The sequence below is a fragment of the Pedobacter sp. AJM genome (assembly GCF_002197755.1).
Taxonomy (GTDB): domain Bacteria; phylum Bacteroidota; class Bacteroidia; order Sphingobacteriales; family Sphingobacteriaceae; genus Pedobacter.
Genome location: NZ_NHOT01000004.1, coordinates 40,519 through 54,674 on the forward strand (window position 1 = coordinate 40,519; position 14,156 = coordinate 54,674).

Genomic DNA, 14,156 nt, shown 5'->3' on the forward strand with positions numbered 1-14,156 from the left:
AAAAATTTTCGCATTAATCGTGTTATGCATGAAGGTTTAAAATTAATCAAATATAAGATCAAACCCCGACTAACTATTCTATATATTTACCTGAATGAAACGCCTTGTCATTTTTCTATTATTTTTTTATACCAGCACTCAGGCTCAAAAAATCCTGCCAGATACCTCCTTTAGTGTATATACTACCTACCTTAAGGAGCACAAAAAGCGGCCATACATCAGTATAGCACAACCATTGGTTAAAGGTGATTTCAAAATCAAAAGTAACATGGTATACGCTAAATATCCAACAGGTGATTTATCTCTTGATGTTATTTATCCAAAACACAACCGTAAACCATTACCGGCGGTATTATTTGTTTTTGGCGGAGGCTGGCGATCAGGTCATCGCAGCCAAAACATTCCATTGGCACAGAAAATCGCCCAAAGTGGTTATGTTTCTATTACTGCCGATTACAGGTTATCTACACATGCACAGTTTCCTGCAGCTGTGTATGATTTGAAAAACACCATTCGATGGATAAAAGCGAATGCTTCAAAGTTTAATATCGATACCAACAAAATTGCCATAACAGGATTTTCGGCCGGCGGGCAGCTGGCAGCTTTAATTGGCACTACAAATAATGATCCTCAATTTGAAAAGGAAAAAATTAATAAACACTCTAGTAATGTTCAGGCTGTAATAGATGTAGATGGCGTATTGGCTTTTGACCATCCTGAGTCTGCTGAAGTCAGTACAGATCCAAACCGGAAATCTGTTGCTGCGATATGGCTTGGTGCTGATTTAAAACAAGCCCCTGAATTATGGCACAATGCTTCTGCACTTTATCATGCCGGTAAACAAACAGTCCCCATGTTATTTATAAATAGTTCTTTACCACGCTTTCATGCCGGAAGAGATGATTTAATTGCCAAAATAAAACCCTTCGGAATCTATTCAGAAATTCATACATTACCTGATACACCCCATCCTTTTTGGCTATTTAACCCTTGGTTTGAACAAGTTCATACCCTCATGATTAACTTTTTAGACAAACAGTTTAAACCCTTGAATTAAAGCAGAAGCCGGCCTATCCAGGTGTTTATGGTGAGTGCAACAATAATGGCTATACCAAAACTTAATAAGGTTCCGATTAAAACATATTCTGTTAACTTTAAATCATGCGCCTCTTTTAAATCACCAAAACGAAAGATGGATTTTGCTGCAAGTAAAAATCCTACTGCTTCAAAATGATTGGTTGTAATAAAGATAAAAATTAATAATCGTTCTAAAATTCCGATATACTTTCCGGCATTTTGCAACGATTTAGGGCTTTCATCATCACTTTCGGGTAACCATTTTGCAATAATTACTTTCATAATAATGGAAGTGGGCATAGTTAAAAACAAAGCACAGGAAATTAAAATCCAGAACCTAATATCATGAAGATAACTCACATCCAGGTGTCCTTTGAAAAAAAGATGCCAGACTAAAACAATGGATGAAAAATGAAATATCTGATCAATAAAAAATAGTGCGCGGGCATTTTTTCGAGTCTGGAAAAGACCTTTCGCTCCATCAATAAACAAATGTAATAATCCTATTGAAAGTGCTATCTTCCATATACTAAAACTCAAAAAGACGAAAAAAATCAATGCTATATGTACTGCTACATGTATATATAGTTTTCCTGATTTTAGTTTTTTAGTCGCCTTATCCTTCACCCAAGAATTTGGTTGCAAAAAGAAATCGCCTATTAAATGTACAAGGATGAGCTTAATTAGATAGATGTCCATCAGTTAGCAAATATTTGATTCAATTTTTTACGATACAGTTTATCCATATCCATTAACTCAGCGTAATGCGCACGCTTTAAAGCCTCACTAACAGATGATTGTGTTCTACCTGAAAGTGTAGCCAACTCACTTTGCAATAGTTTTTCATGTTCCAATGCAAGTTTTACCATCTCTGCAGCAACAATTCCCCAGCTATCCATCGCAATTAAGGCAAGCCTAATCATGACATTAATATCTTCATCAAATCCTGGAAAATCAGTTTTGATAGCCAAATTGACTTTTGCTTGTTTTAAGCTATCAAAAGCAATTCCTGAATTCACAAATACATCCCCATTTGATTCAGAAAGCTTTTTACGTTTAATTTTAACCTCACCAATTCCTATGCCCATTCTAACATCAGCTGGTTTATTAATCCTGATGCAGGCTTTTAAATAAGCTGCTGCTTTGATTGCATTTTCAGGTTCAACTTCTATCTGAAAGCTATCTCCCCGGTAAATCTCCCATTTATATTGTCCTGCAATCACTTTCAGTGCGCTTTTTAAGTTTGACAACCAACTATCCTTCACTTTTCTGGAACCTACAATATCACCCGTTATAATGCAAATCATAATACTAAGATATTTGAAATTATTCAATTTAACAAAATTATCGGGTAATTACCCGATATTTCATTTTATCGGCTAATTACCCGATATTTCATTTTATCGGACAATTAGCCGATATTGTTTCAAAACTTAAATTCTGATTTATTGTTTACCTACTATGGCACTAATCGAATTTACGAAAAGGGGTATTTATTGCAAACAAGGAGATTTCTATATAGATCCCTGGTGGCCTGTAGATTATGCCGTAACTACACATGGGCATAGCGATCATGTTCGTTTTGGTAATAAACATTATTTATGTCATACATTAACCAAACCAATCATTAAGAGGCGCATCAGTGAAGATTTAAATGTAGAGACACTAAATTATGGTGAAAATATCATCCGGAATGGTGTAAGCATTTCATTCTATCCGGCAGGTCATATTATTGGTTCTGCTCAGGTCCGTTTAGAATATAAAGGGGAAATATGTGTCATATCAGGTGATTATAAAACCGAAGATGATGGCATTAGTGATGTATTTGAGCCTGTTAAATGCCATTCTTTTGTATCAGAAAGTACTTTTGGCTTACCCGTTTATAAATGGCAAAAGCAAGAAGTGGTTTTCAATGGAATTAAAAGCTGGGTGAATGATAATATTCAGCAGCAAAAAACAAGTGTATTAATTGCCTATAGCCTTGGTAAAGCACAGCGCCTGATCAAAAACCTTGCGGGCGACGTTCCTATTTATGTTCATAACAGCATTGCGAATTTAAATGAAGTAATTATTGATGCTGGTGTAAACCTTCCTGAAACCATTAGAATTACACCAGAAACTACAAAAGATGAGTTGCAAAAAGGAATTGTTATTGTTCCGCCAGCCATGAGGGATAGCCGCTGGATTAAGAACTTATCTCATCCTGTAACAGGAATCTGTTCAGGCTGGATGCAGGTTCGCGCACATCGACGCTGGCAAAGTGCCGATGCAGGTTTTGCCTTGAGTGACCATGCCGATTGGACGGGCTTAATGGATGCCATTACTGCAACTGGTGCAGAAAAGGTGTATGTTACACATGGCTTCACTGCTGCTTTTAGTCGGTTTTTAAATGACGAAGGGATTGAATCAGAAGAAGTAATGACCAAGTTTGGGCAGGAAGATGACGAAGAAAATAAAGTTGATTTGGCCGATGCTGAAAATCATCATGTTGAAACAGAAAATAAAAAGTCAGAATGAAACGTTTCTCAAAACTGATTCAGCAACTCGAACTGAGCAATAAAACCAATGATAAAATTGCTGCATTGGTAGATTACTTTAATTATGCTGACGATAAAGATAAAATCTGGGTAATTGCTTTGTTTACGGGTAAAAAACCTAAGCGCCCGATCAAATCCGCTTTACTCAAATATTGGGCAATTGACATCACACAAACACCTGAATGGTTATTTTCAGAAAGTTATTCCAACGTTGGTGATTTAAGTGAAACCATTGCACTGCTCCTGCCCCCTGCCGAAAACACATCTGATTTTCAATTGCATAAATGGATTGAAGACCTGCATGATCTGGAAGGCAAAGATGATGAAACTAAAAAAGGGTTTATTTTAAATGCCTGGAACCATCTGGAAACCCAGGAACGTTTCATTTTTAACAAACTTATTTCAGGAAATTTTAGAATTGGTGTTTCAAATAAAATGCTGGTGAATGCCCTGGCTAAACAAAGCAGTTTAGATAGTGCACAAATCATGCATAGCATTATGGGGAAGTGGAATCCTTATGAAATTACTTTCCATGAGCTGATTAATGGTGTTCATGTCAATACCGATAATTCCTGGCCTTATCCTTTTTGCCTGGCTTATGCCTTGGAGCAGGAACCGGAAAAATTAGGTGATCTATCTGAATGGCAGGCCGAATGGAAATGGGATGGCATTCGTGGGCAAATAGTGAAAAGAAATGGTGAGCTTTTTATCTGGAGCCGCGGAGAAGAACTGGTAACAGAACAATTTCCGGAGCTCCATTTTTTAATTGATGTTTTGCCTGACGGGGTTGTACTAGATGGAGAAATTCTGGCCGTACAAGATAAACAGGTTTTATCTTTTAGCACACTACAACAGCGATTAAACCGTAAAACAATTAATAAAAAACAGCTGGAGGATGCACCAATCGGCTTTTTTGTTTATGATATTCTCGAATATGAAACCCGTGATTTTCGCGATCATCCTTTAAGTGAGCGAAGAGCCGTTTTAGAGCAGTTATTTGAAAATCTGGACGAAAGTGCAGTTATCCTCTCACCCGTTATCAAGTGCAAGAATTGGAAAGAACTAGCAGATTTAAGGCAAACCTCGCGTTCCATTAACAGTGAAGGTATTATGCTTAAAAAACTGAGTTCTCATTATCATAGTGGCAGAAAACGTGGCGACTGGTGGAAATGGAAGATTAATCCCTACACGGTAGATGCTGTTATGATTTATGCACAGAAAGGTAGCGGCAGAAGAGCAAATTTCTTTACCGATTATACTTTTGCCGTTCGCGACGGAGAAAATTTAGTTACCATTGCCAAAGCTTATTCGGGTTTAACCGACAAGGAAATAAAAGAAGTAAATTCATTTGTCACCAGAAATGCAATAGAAAAATTCGGACCGGTACGCACAGTAAAACCTGAACTTGTCTTTGAAATTGCATTTGAGGGCATTGCCGAAAGTAAAAGACATAAAGCTGGCCTGGCACTTCGGTTTCCGAGGATTTTACGCTGGCGAAAAGACAAAAAAGCAATAGAAATTAATACATTGGAAGATTTACGCCAACTGCTGGAATCGACGTTTATAAATGGTTAGGTACCTATAAGTTTTTTCAAAACCTTTTATAATAATAAAGAATTATACATGGATCAAACCAAAACCAAAGGTTATAAAAAGATAAAAGCATGGCTTAAAGCCAATAAGCGTAAGCCTTTTCAATTTCAGGAAGATGCCTGGCAAAATTATCTTAATGGCTATAGCGGTTTAGTAAATGCACCAACTGGTTTTGGAAAAACTTTTTCTTTGTTTCTTGCTGTGGTAATTGAAGCTTTAAATGCATCAGAAGCCAGTAATAAGAAAGCAAAAGACCGCTTGCAGCTCATCTGGATTACACCTTTACGTTCACTGGCTAAAGATTTAGCAAGGGCCATGCGTGAAACCTTACTGGAATTGGAATTAGATTGGCATGTTGGAGTTAGAAATGGCGATACTTCACAAGCCGAGAAAGTTCAGCAGAAGAAATCAATGCCTGAGATTTTATTGATTACACCTGAAAGCCTACACCTGCTATTGGCGCAGAAAGGCTCATCAACCTTATTTAAAAACTTAAAATGTATTGTTGCAGATGAATGGCATGAACTGTTGGGCAGTAAACGTGGCGTATTGGTAGAACTTGCCGTTTCCAGAATAAAAGGTCTGCAGAAAATTGAGAAAAATCAGTTTTTAAGAGTTTGGGGGATTTCCGCAACGATTGGCAATATAGAACAGGCATTGGATGTTTTAGAACCCGATGAGGAAGCCAAAAGAATTATAGTAAAGGCAGATCTGGAAAAGAAAATTATCATCAAGTCTGTTCTGCCGGATGATATTGAAACCTTACCATGGGCCGGTCACCTGGGTTTAAAGCTAGCCTACAAACTTTTACCCATTATTGAAAAAAGTAAAACGACTTTAATTTTCATCAATACACGCGGCCAGTCTGAAATGTGGTACCAGCATTTGTTAAATATAGAACCTGAGCTGGCAGGCCGGATTGCCATTCATCATGGTTCTATAGATTTCGAACTGAGAAACTGGATTGAAGATGCTTTACATACGGGGCAGCTGAAGGCTGTAATTGCAACTTCATCTTTAGATTTAGGTGTGGATTTTAAACCTGTTGATACAGTGGTGCAGGTAGGGTCTCCCAAAGGCGTAGCCAGGTTTCTTCAACGCGCCGGACGCTCAGGCCACTCTCCTCATGAGGTTTCAAAAATCTATTTTTTACCCACACATGCGCTTGAACTGGTTGAAGCTGCAGCAATTAAAGAAGCGGCAAAAACCAACAATATTGAAAGCAGAGAACCCTTTATTATGGTTTTTGATACCCTGGTACAATACCTTGTTACCCTTGCCATTGGCGATGGTTTCGACGATAAAATCATTTATGAAGAAATAAGAAATACGCATGCTTTTAAATTAATCCTGCCTGAAGAATGGAACTGGGTGATGCAGTTTATCACTTCAGGTGGCGACAGTTTAGGTGCTTACAATGAGTTCAAAAAGGTTACCAAAGATGAAGATGGTCTTTGGAAGGTAAAAAGCAGACAGCTGGCCATGAGGCATCGCCTGCATATCGGCACTATTGTGAGTGATGCGATGCTAAAAGTAAAATTCCTGTCTGGCGGCTACATCGGCATGGTAGAAGAGTATTTTGTTACCCGTTTAAAAGCAGGCGATAATTTTAGATTGGCAGGCCGCGTTTTAGAATTTGTGCATGTAAAAGACATGACGGTGATTGTGAGAAACAGTAAACAGCATAATGCCATTTCACCAAGCTGGAACGGTGGCAGATTGCCACTTTCTTCAAATTTGGGTTCTGTTTTAAGAAAGAAATACAATGAAGCGCTGGATAAAACGCATCAGGATGAAGAGCTGGATGCTGTTTATCCGCTGTTTTTATTGCAGGAAAAGCGTTCTCATGTACCCAGAAATGATGAGTTATTAATTGAACTGATCAACAATAAAGAAGGTTTCCATCTTTTTGCTTATCCTTTTGAAGGAAGACTGGTCCATGAAGTTCTGGCCGCATTAGTGGCTTACCGCTTAAGTAAGTTATTGCCTATCAGTTTTTCTATTGCCATGAATGATTATGGTTTTGAACTGCTCAGTGAAACTGAAATTCCAATGGACGAATCCATAGCCTACGAAGTGTTTTCACCAAAAAACTTAACTGAAGATATTACTTTAAGTATTAATTCAACCGAAATGGCACGCAGGAAATTCAGGGATATTGCCTGTATTTCTGGTCTGGTTTTCCAGGGGTATCCGGGTAAATATGTCGCCAATAAACACCTCCAGTCATCTGCAGGTTTGTTTTTTAACGTTTTTAGCGATTATGACAAACATAATTTACTTTTGCGCCAGGCTTACGATGAGGTTTTCTACCAGCAATTAGAAGAACCCAGATTGGCTGCTGCCTTGGAACGTATTCAAAACGGAGCGGTCATCATCACCAATCCTAAAAGCTTTACGCCACTTTCGTTCCCAATAAAGGTTGATAGTTTACGTGAAAATATGAGTTCAGAAGAATTGGAACATCGCATTGCCCGGATGAAAGCAGAATCAGAGAAAATAAAATAATTTATCCCTGACTATATGAAGAATTATAGGGTTGAAGCCCAAGAATTCACATTTCTTATATAGTAAAACTTTATAGATACAAATGACCATTACAAGCCACGGAGAAGAACTGATATTAGATAAAGAAAGGGCTTTATATTTACCGAAACATCAACTTTTAGCCATTAGCGATTTGCATTTGGGTAAGTCGGCTCATTTTCGTTCAGCCGGTGTTCAGGTACCATCTACTATAGCGCAAAATGATTTGCAAAGATTAGGCCTATTGATTCAAAAATACCAACCTCAAACATTGCTGATTAATGGCGATATGTTTCATCATGGCTTGAATACTGATATTGATGATTTTTCGGAATGGCAACAGCAGTATAAACATATAAACCTGCTCCTGGTAAAAGGAAATCACGACAGGTTATCTGATGCCGATTATGCTTCCATGAATATTGAGATACATGACACCAGTTATTGCCTTGGCCCATTCTGTTTTATACATGATGCACCGAAATGTACAGAAGAAGAGTTATACCCGATCAGCGGACATATTCATCCGGGGGTTACCATAGTTGGAAAGGCAAAGCAACGGTTAAAATTTCCATGTTTTTATTTCGGAAAGGACTATGCGATATTACCTGCTTTCAGCACCTTCACAGGGTTATACAATATCTACCCTAAAACAAATGAACAAATTTTTGCCGTAACACCAAATACCGTTGTCGAGGTATAATTATGCATGTGTATCAATTATCTGTTTCAATTGTGAAGCCTGTAATACCCCGCTTTGCCGCCATACCTGCTTTCCATTTTTGAATAGCATTAATGTTGGCACACTTTGAACACTATAAGCAGCGGCTGCGGCCTGATTCTTATCAATATCCACTTTGATAATCGAAACAGTATCGCCAACCTGCGATTTCAATTGTGACAAAATAGGTTTCATCATTTTACAAGGACCACACCATTCGGCAAAAAAATCGACCAAAACAGGCTTATCGCCATTTATTAATTCTGAAAACTTCGCCATAACTTTAATATTAATGTTATTAAGAAACAAGTAATGATAAGTTTGGTTTTAACTGAAAAAAGTCAGGTTTTGAAAGCCTGACTCTTTGTAAGTAAATATTGATTACGATTAAATCTCTCTGTTAAAATCCCAGTTCTCCAGGTAATCAGCCACTCTGCGTACAAACATTCCGCCCAGCGATCCATCTACAACCCGGTGATCATAAGAAAGGGAAAGGAACATCATATGCCGAATGGCAATCACATCACCATGCTCTGTTTCTAAAACAGCCGGTTTCTTTTTAATGGCGCCAACAGCTAAAATAGCTACCTGCGGTTGATTGATAATTGGTGTACCCATCACATTTCCAAATGAACCTACATTGGTAAGCGTAAATGTTCCACCTTGTGTTTCATCAGGTTTTAACTTTGAATTTCTTGCTCGCAAAGCCAGATCATTAACGGCCTTGGTTAAACCGACTAAATTTAGCTGGTCGGCATTTCTGATCACCGGAACAATCAGATTTCCGCTAGGTAAGGCAGCTGCCATACCAATATTTATATCACGTTTTTTAATAATTTGTGTGCCACTTACTGAAACATTAATCATAGGAAAATCCTTGATCGCCTTTGCCACAGCCTCTACGAAAATTGGAGTAAAGGTTATTTTTTCATTCTCCCGCTTTTCAAAGCTATTCTTTACCTTATTGCGCCATAACACCATATTGGTTACATCAGCCTCAACAAAGGAAGTAACATGCGGTGACGTAGTTTTACTCATCACCATATGGTCGGCAATCAGTTTACGCATCCTGTCCATCTCTATGATTTCATCTCCGCCAGAAACTGAGGTGGTTGATGTTTTATTGGGTACTGAGGATACAACCGGAGCAGCTACAGGTTTATTTTCAATTGGTGCAGCGGCAACCTCTGTTTTCACAGCTTGCTGTCCGGAATTTTTATGGGCGATATAACTTAATAAATCATCTTTATTTAAACGACCATCAGCCCCCGTGCCTTTAATATCATTTAGTTCTGAAATAGAAATATTTTCCTGAGAAGCAATACTTTTAACAAGCGGAGAATAGAAACGCACTGAAGATGAAAAATCAGATGGAGTTGCTTTGTTTTCTGCCGGAAGTTGTGCAATACCTGGAATGGATTCAGCCTTTTCTTCAGGAATTGAAGCGTCAGGATGACTATCTTCAATCTTTGGATCAGCACTTCCTTCTGTTTCTATAATAGCAATCACGTCACCTACCTGGGCAACATCATTTTCTTGAAATAGCTGTTTAACCAATTTACCAGCAACCGGAGAAGGCACTTCAGAATCAACTTTATCTGTCGCTATTTCTAAAATAGTATCATCTAAACCGATTGCATCACCAGGTTGTTTTACCCATTTAATTACCGTTGCTTCGGCAACGCTCTCCCCCATTTTTGGTAACAATAATTCGTATTGAGCCATATTAAATTAAAGTATATTATATTGGTATTGCGACAAAAATACGCTTTTTATTCTTTCAACCCGTCTTCTTTAAGTAGATTTAAAAGCATGGTGAAAGCAGAAGCTGCCGAGCGCTCGATATTTTGAATGCGCTTGTTACTGAAAGTAAATACTTTAGCTACCGTTTTATTTTTATTTGATACCGCAATCCAGACCGTACCTACGGGTTTATCTGCCGTGCCGCCATCTGGTCCGGCTATTCCGCTTACTGCAATGGCATAATCAGTTTTAAATTGTTTGATTGCGCCTTCTGCCATTTCCGAAACCGTTTCTTCACTCACCGCACCAAATTTATTTAAAGTACTTTCCTTTACACCCAGTATAGATTCTTTCAATTCATAGGCATAAGCTACTGCCCCGCCCCAATACACGGATGAACAACCCGGATGTTGCGTAATTAAATGAGCAATGTATCCTCCTGTGCAACTTTCAGCGGTAGATAAGGTAAGTCCGCGGCTGTTCATGATATTTATTACAGCTTTTTCAAAAGGAATATCCTCATCTACCACCACAAACTTCGGAATTTTAGCTATCATCAGTTTTGCGTAAGATTCAACTTCCATTTTTAAAGCTGTTTCATCACTTCCACTAGCTGATAAACGCAAACGCACCTGCCCTAACTTGGGTAAATAAGCTAATTTAATATGTTTGGGCAAGCGGTCTTCAATTTCCTCAATCTCTTTTGCCAGAAAGGATTCTCCGATATTGGCTGTAAGAATAGTTTTATGCACAATGAATGGTAAAGTAAATTTTGATCTGATTCTGGGAAGAATCTCATCATCCATTAAATACATCATTTCATACGGAACACCTGGCATGGATACGAAAATTTTGCCATTACGCTCAAACCACATGCAGGGTGCTGTGCCGTTTTTATTGACAATGACCTCACAACCATCCGGAACATCAGCCTGTTGAATATTGATATCCAGCAAAGGCCGGTTATATTTTTTAAAAATTGATGTAACCATTTCCAGCGCGCCTTCATCCCTGCGGAAACCCATACCAAAATATTTCGCTAAAGTTTTTTTGGTAATATCATCTTTGGTGGGACCTAAACCTCCTGTAATTAAAATAAGATCAGCACGTTCTTCAGCTTGTGCAAGCGAAGCCAGAATATGATCTTCATCATCAGAAACTGAAGTGATTTGTTTGACAAATACACCTGTTAAATTAAGCTGCTTAGCCATCCAGGCTGAATTGGTATCAACAATCTGACCGATGAGTATTTCATCACCAATGGTTATAATTTCGGCTAACATAAGTTTATTGGTAAGTATTGTAAAAACCTTGTCTCTTGCTCAGTTTTAAATCCTGGAGAATAGACGCCTTCACTTTTAATGTTAAAGAGTAACTTTTATAAGCACCAAACGGTACCCAGTTTACACTCATATCCCAGCAATGCAAATCGCGATAAATACCAATGTTCATTGGTGTTAAACCATTATTCTGAAAATCATACCCTGAATTATAGGTAATCTTCCATTTTGGAGTAAGATTTAAATCGCCATTAAAGTTTAAGGTATTACTGGTTCTGCTTATACCTAAATCATTTGAGTACTGAAAGCTATAAGAGAATGAAAAGTTCCATGGAATATTAAAATCCACAAAGGCATTGGGATCGCGACTGATGGCTGCAAGTTGTTCGGATTGTATAGGTGATAATCCTTTATTCTTCGCTTCATTAAGCTTATCATTTGCCTCATTTTTCTTTTTTAATGCTTCCGGATTTAAACTGTAATCGAATGAAAAGCCAATCGAAGTTAACCGGGGAATTAGATTGCCTCTCTTCCAAACGAAGGTGTTACTTCTCGTATAGATTCCTGTAGCAGGATTATAATCCAAAGCATATGCATCAAAAGTACCATTATAGTTAATGCCCAGCTTATCCGTAAATTGTGAACGTCCGCTGAAGCCAAGTGTTGAAAGTTTATTCCTGGTGGCTAAAAAATTATAAGAACCGCTGATGCTTAAGCCCTGGATAATCGGAATCTTCCGTTCGCCTGTACCGGTAGTATCTTTGCTGGATTTCACCTTTAATTCAACGGTATTTTCTAAGCCAAAACCAATAGATGCTGTTTTACCTGGGAAAGAGCCCTGATAAGCCATTCCCTGAAAAACAGAATAAGTTAAAGGAAGACCATTCGCATCTCTGATGATTTTCTTGCTCCCATCACTCTCAAATTCATTTTCTGAAACAGCAGCCAGAAATGGTCCACTACCTGCCTTTGTAAAATCAGGAGAATAACTGAAAGACATATTCGGTGTCATTACATGCCTGAGTGCCTTAATATTCCCCAGGTTTTTAAAAACTTTTAATCCATAAATTTTTGTAGACATGCTGGTGGAGAGGTTATAACTCCCTGCCCTTTTAAATCCGCTAACTGTATCAGATCTGATTGTGAAGCTATTATCCGCAAAAGTAGTGTAACGATTTCTAATGGTTTGAAAGTTCCAAACCTCGTTATAAGTTCCACCCAAAGAGAAGTTTAGATACTTCAGCGCAGTGAATGACATGTTAACAGGTATGTTATGGGAGAAACCAGATTTCAATCTTTTTAAACCATCATTCTGAAACAATAAGCTATCTTTAGTATCAATGGCATTGGTTCCCTGTAAAGCATATCCCACAGTAATCTTTTGATACCACTTCTGTTCACCAACCCTTGTTTTAGAATCAAATGGACTAAAAGTCGGTACGTTGAAAGTTAATTCAGGTAATCTGATTGAAACATCCCTGGTACTTAAAGTTTGATTACTCGTCATCGATAACGAGTAGTTCATATTATTAGAAAACGTTCTGGAATAACTGATACTACTGTTGGTGGTATTATTCGCTATTGCCCTGATATCATATGATTGATTGGCCGCCGTATTTCTATAGTAACTGCTTGAAGTGATATTTACACTTGCACTAAAAGTAGTTCCAGGGTTTGCATTGGCATTTTGAGAATGTGACCACCTGATACTAAAATCTTTTTTTGGATTATCGAAAGCTTCAGTTCCTTCCAGGCCATTTTTAACGCTGGCATAATTAATACCAATGTTACCGGAATATTTATATCGCTTAATATATTGCGAATTAACACTGGCTTCATAAGAGCCATTGGTGTAAATACTACCTAAAAGTTTGGCATCCCAGTAATCATTCAACCCCAGATAATAACCACCATTCTGCAGAAAGAACCCCCTGGTGGCATCTTCTCCCGGTGAAGGTAAAATAATGCCTGAAGTACGCTTGTTGGGCTTTGGAAAAAAGGCAAATGGTAAACCTAAAGGAGTAGGAATATCTTCAATAATCATATAAACCGGACCAGTGATAATCTGCTTCTCTGTTACAACACCTTTAGATATCATTAAACCAAAGTGCGGATGGGGCAGGTTACAGGTACTGTACATTACATTTTTAATGTGCAGCTCATCATCAATTTGTTTCTTACTTTGTCCGCCAGAGAAAAATCCGCCCTCCTGCTCTGAAAATACGCCGAAAACTTTAGCTCGGGTGGTTTCTGAATTATAATAAATAGAATCGGCTATTGCAGATCCCTCCGGGCCAGACTTAAAAATTGGCTTCCCTACATATTTATTTGTTTTCGGATCCGTTCTGCCACTGGCAAAAATTACTTTCTTTTCAGAATCATACCTGATGTAATCTGCATCAAGTTCAAAATCACCATAAAGCACCCTGGCGTTTCCGTATAAATAAATGATACTCTTATCTTTACTGAACTTCATGGAGTCTGCCTTGTACTCCACTTTTTGATCCAGTCCACTGTTGTTTTTTGCTGCTTTTTTAGAAGTATCCCTTTTAGAAGTATCCTGTTGAATAATTTGCTGCAATGAAAAACGGGAAAACGCGTTAGCTTTACCAACACTATGTGTTAATAAAATGACAGAAATGAGTAAAATAGAGCTCTTAAGAAGTTTCAAATTCGTAT

General features: G+C 38.0%; 11 protein-coding genes and 1 pseudogene. 5 read left to right on the plus strand and 7 right to left on the minus strand.

Annotation, left to right across the window (positions count from 1 at the left end):
* Positions 1-94 precede the first annotated feature (94 nt).
* Positions 95-1,057 carry an alpha/beta hydrolase gene (locus tag CBW18_RS11100; protein ID WP_088301411.1) on the plus strand — a complete coding sequence of 321 codons (963 nt, stop codon included), beginning with the start codon at positions 95-97 and terminating at the stop codon, positions 1,055-1,057.
* Here the strand turns inward: CBW18_RS11100 and CBW18_RS21670 are convergent.
* From CBW18_RS21670 to CBW18_RS11110, 3 genes and pseudogenes are all read right to left on the minus strand, one after another.
* A complete protein-coding gene (locus CBW18_RS21670) occupies positions 1,054-1,359 on the minus strand; it encodes a hypothetical protein (RefSeq protein ID WP_253249021.1) in 306 nt (101 codons plus the stop codon). The two genes, CBW18_RS11100 and CBW18_RS21670, sit on opposite strands and share 4 nt — an antisense overlap.
* 84 nt (positions 1,360-1,443) lie before the next feature.
* Positions 1,444-1,776: pseudogene (locus CBW18_RS21675) on the minus strand (DUF3307 domain-containing protein); the annotation flags it as partial.
* Complete coding sequence (locus CBW18_RS11110) at positions 1,776-2,411, minus strand: SatD family protein (protein WP_140418667.1); 636 nt, start codon at positions 2,409-2,411, stop codon at positions 1,776-1,778. The gene CBW18_RS11110 and the pseudogene CBW18_RS21675, both read right to left, overlap by 1 nt.
* A gap of 127 nt (positions 2,412-2,538) precedes the next feature.
* Here CBW18_RS11110 and CBW18_RS11115 point away from each other — a divergent pair, with 127 nt between their 5' ends.
* From CBW18_RS11115 to pdeM, 4 genes are all read left to right on the plus strand, one after another.
* Complete coding sequence (locus tag CBW18_RS11115) at positions 2,539-3,594, plus strand: ligase-associated DNA damage response exonuclease (RefSeq protein WP_088301414.1); 1,056 nt, start codon at positions 2,539-2,541, stop codon at positions 3,592-3,594.
* Positions 3,591-5,189 carry an ATP-dependent DNA ligase gene (locus CBW18_RS11120; RefSeq protein ID WP_088301415.1) on the plus strand — a complete coding sequence of 533 codons (1,599 nt, stop codon included), beginning with the start codon at positions 3,591-3,593 and terminating at the stop codon, positions 5,187-5,189. Before CBW18_RS11115 ends, CBW18_RS11120 begins: the two co-directional genes overlap by 4 nt.
* Positions 5,190-5,237: 48 nt before the next feature.
* Complete coding sequence (locus CBW18_RS11125) at positions 5,238-7,715, plus strand: ligase-associated DNA damage response DEXH box helicase (protein WP_088301416.1); 2,478 nt, start codon at positions 5,238-5,240, stop codon at positions 7,713-7,715.
* A gap of 82 nt (positions 7,716-7,797) precedes the next feature.
* Positions 7,798-8,436, plus strand: coding sequence for a ligase-associated DNA damage response endonuclease PdeM (gene pdeM / locus CBW18_RS11130; protein ID WP_088301417.1), 639 nt, complete (start codon positions 7,798-7,800; stop codon positions 8,434-8,436).
* On the opposite strand, the gene trxA is transcribed toward pdeM, so the two are convergent.
* The 4 genes from trxA to CBW18_RS11150 all read right to left on the minus strand — a co-directional run bounded on the left by trxA (position 8,437) and on the right by CBW18_RS11150 (position 14,148).
* Positions 8,437-8,733, minus strand: a complete 297-nt coding sequence (gene trxA, locus CBW18_RS11135; protein WP_088301555.1) for a thioredoxin — start codon at positions 8,731-8,733, stop codon at positions 8,437-8,439.
* Positions 8,734-8,841: 108 nt separating this feature from the next.
* Positions 8,842-10,179: a dihydrolipoamide acetyltransferase family protein gene (locus CBW18_RS11140; protein ID WP_088301418.1), complete on the minus strand. Its 1,338-nt coding sequence runs from the start codon at positions 10,177-10,179 to the stop codon at positions 8,842-8,844.
* A 47-nt stretch (positions 10,180-10,226) separates the two neighbouring features.
* Positions 10,227-11,480, minus strand: a complete 1,254-nt coding sequence (locus CBW18_RS11145; protein WP_088301419.1) for a competence/damage-inducible protein A — start codon at positions 11,478-11,480, stop codon at positions 10,227-10,229.
* A 4-nt stretch (positions 11,481-11,484) separates the two neighbouring features.
* On the minus strand, positions 11,485-14,148 hold the full coding sequence (locus tag CBW18_RS11150; protein ID WP_088301420.1) for a putative LPS assembly protein LptD: 2,664 nt from the start codon (positions 14,146-14,148) through the stop codon (positions 11,485-11,487).
* Positions 14,149-14,156 lie beyond the last annotated feature (8 nt).

What these genes read in the sequence shown, in the direction of transcription:
- CBW18_RS11100 (WP_088301411.1), top strand. Translation starts at nt 95, where the DNA reads ATGAAACGCCTTGTCATTTTTCTATTATTTTTTTATACCAGCACTCAG.
- CBW18_RS21670 (WP_253249021.1), bottom strand. Translation starts at nt 1,359, where the DNA reads ATGAAAGTAATTATTGCAAAATGGTTACCCGAAAGTGATGATGAAAGC.
- CBW18_RS11115 (WP_088301414.1), top strand. Translation starts at nt 2,539, where the DNA reads ATGGCACTAATCGAATTTACGAAAAGGGGTATTTATTGCAAACAAGGA.
- CBW18_RS11120 (WP_088301415.1), top strand. Translation starts at nt 3,591, where the DNA reads ATGAAACGTTTCTCAAAACTGATTCAGCAACTCGAACTGAGCAATAAA.
- CBW18_RS11125 (WP_088301416.1), top strand. Translation starts at nt 5,238, where the DNA reads ATGGATCAAACCAAAACCAAAGGTTATAAAAAGATAAAAGCATGGCTT.
- pdeM (WP_088301417.1), top strand. Translation starts at nt 7,798, where the DNA reads ATGACCATTACAAGCCACGGAGAAGAACTGATATTAGATAAAGAAAGG.
- trxA (WP_088301555.1), bottom strand. Translation starts at nt 8,733, where the DNA reads ATGGCGAAGTTTTCAGAATTAATAAATGGCGATAAGCCTGTTTTGGTC.
- CBW18_RS11140 (WP_088301418.1), bottom strand. Translation starts at nt 10,179, where the DNA reads ATGGCTCAATACGAATTATTGTTACCAAAAATGGGGGAGAGCGTTGCC.
- CBW18_RS11145 (WP_088301419.1), bottom strand. Translation starts at nt 11,480, where the DNA reads ATGTTAGCCGAAATTATAACCATTGGTGATGAAATACTCATCGGTCAG.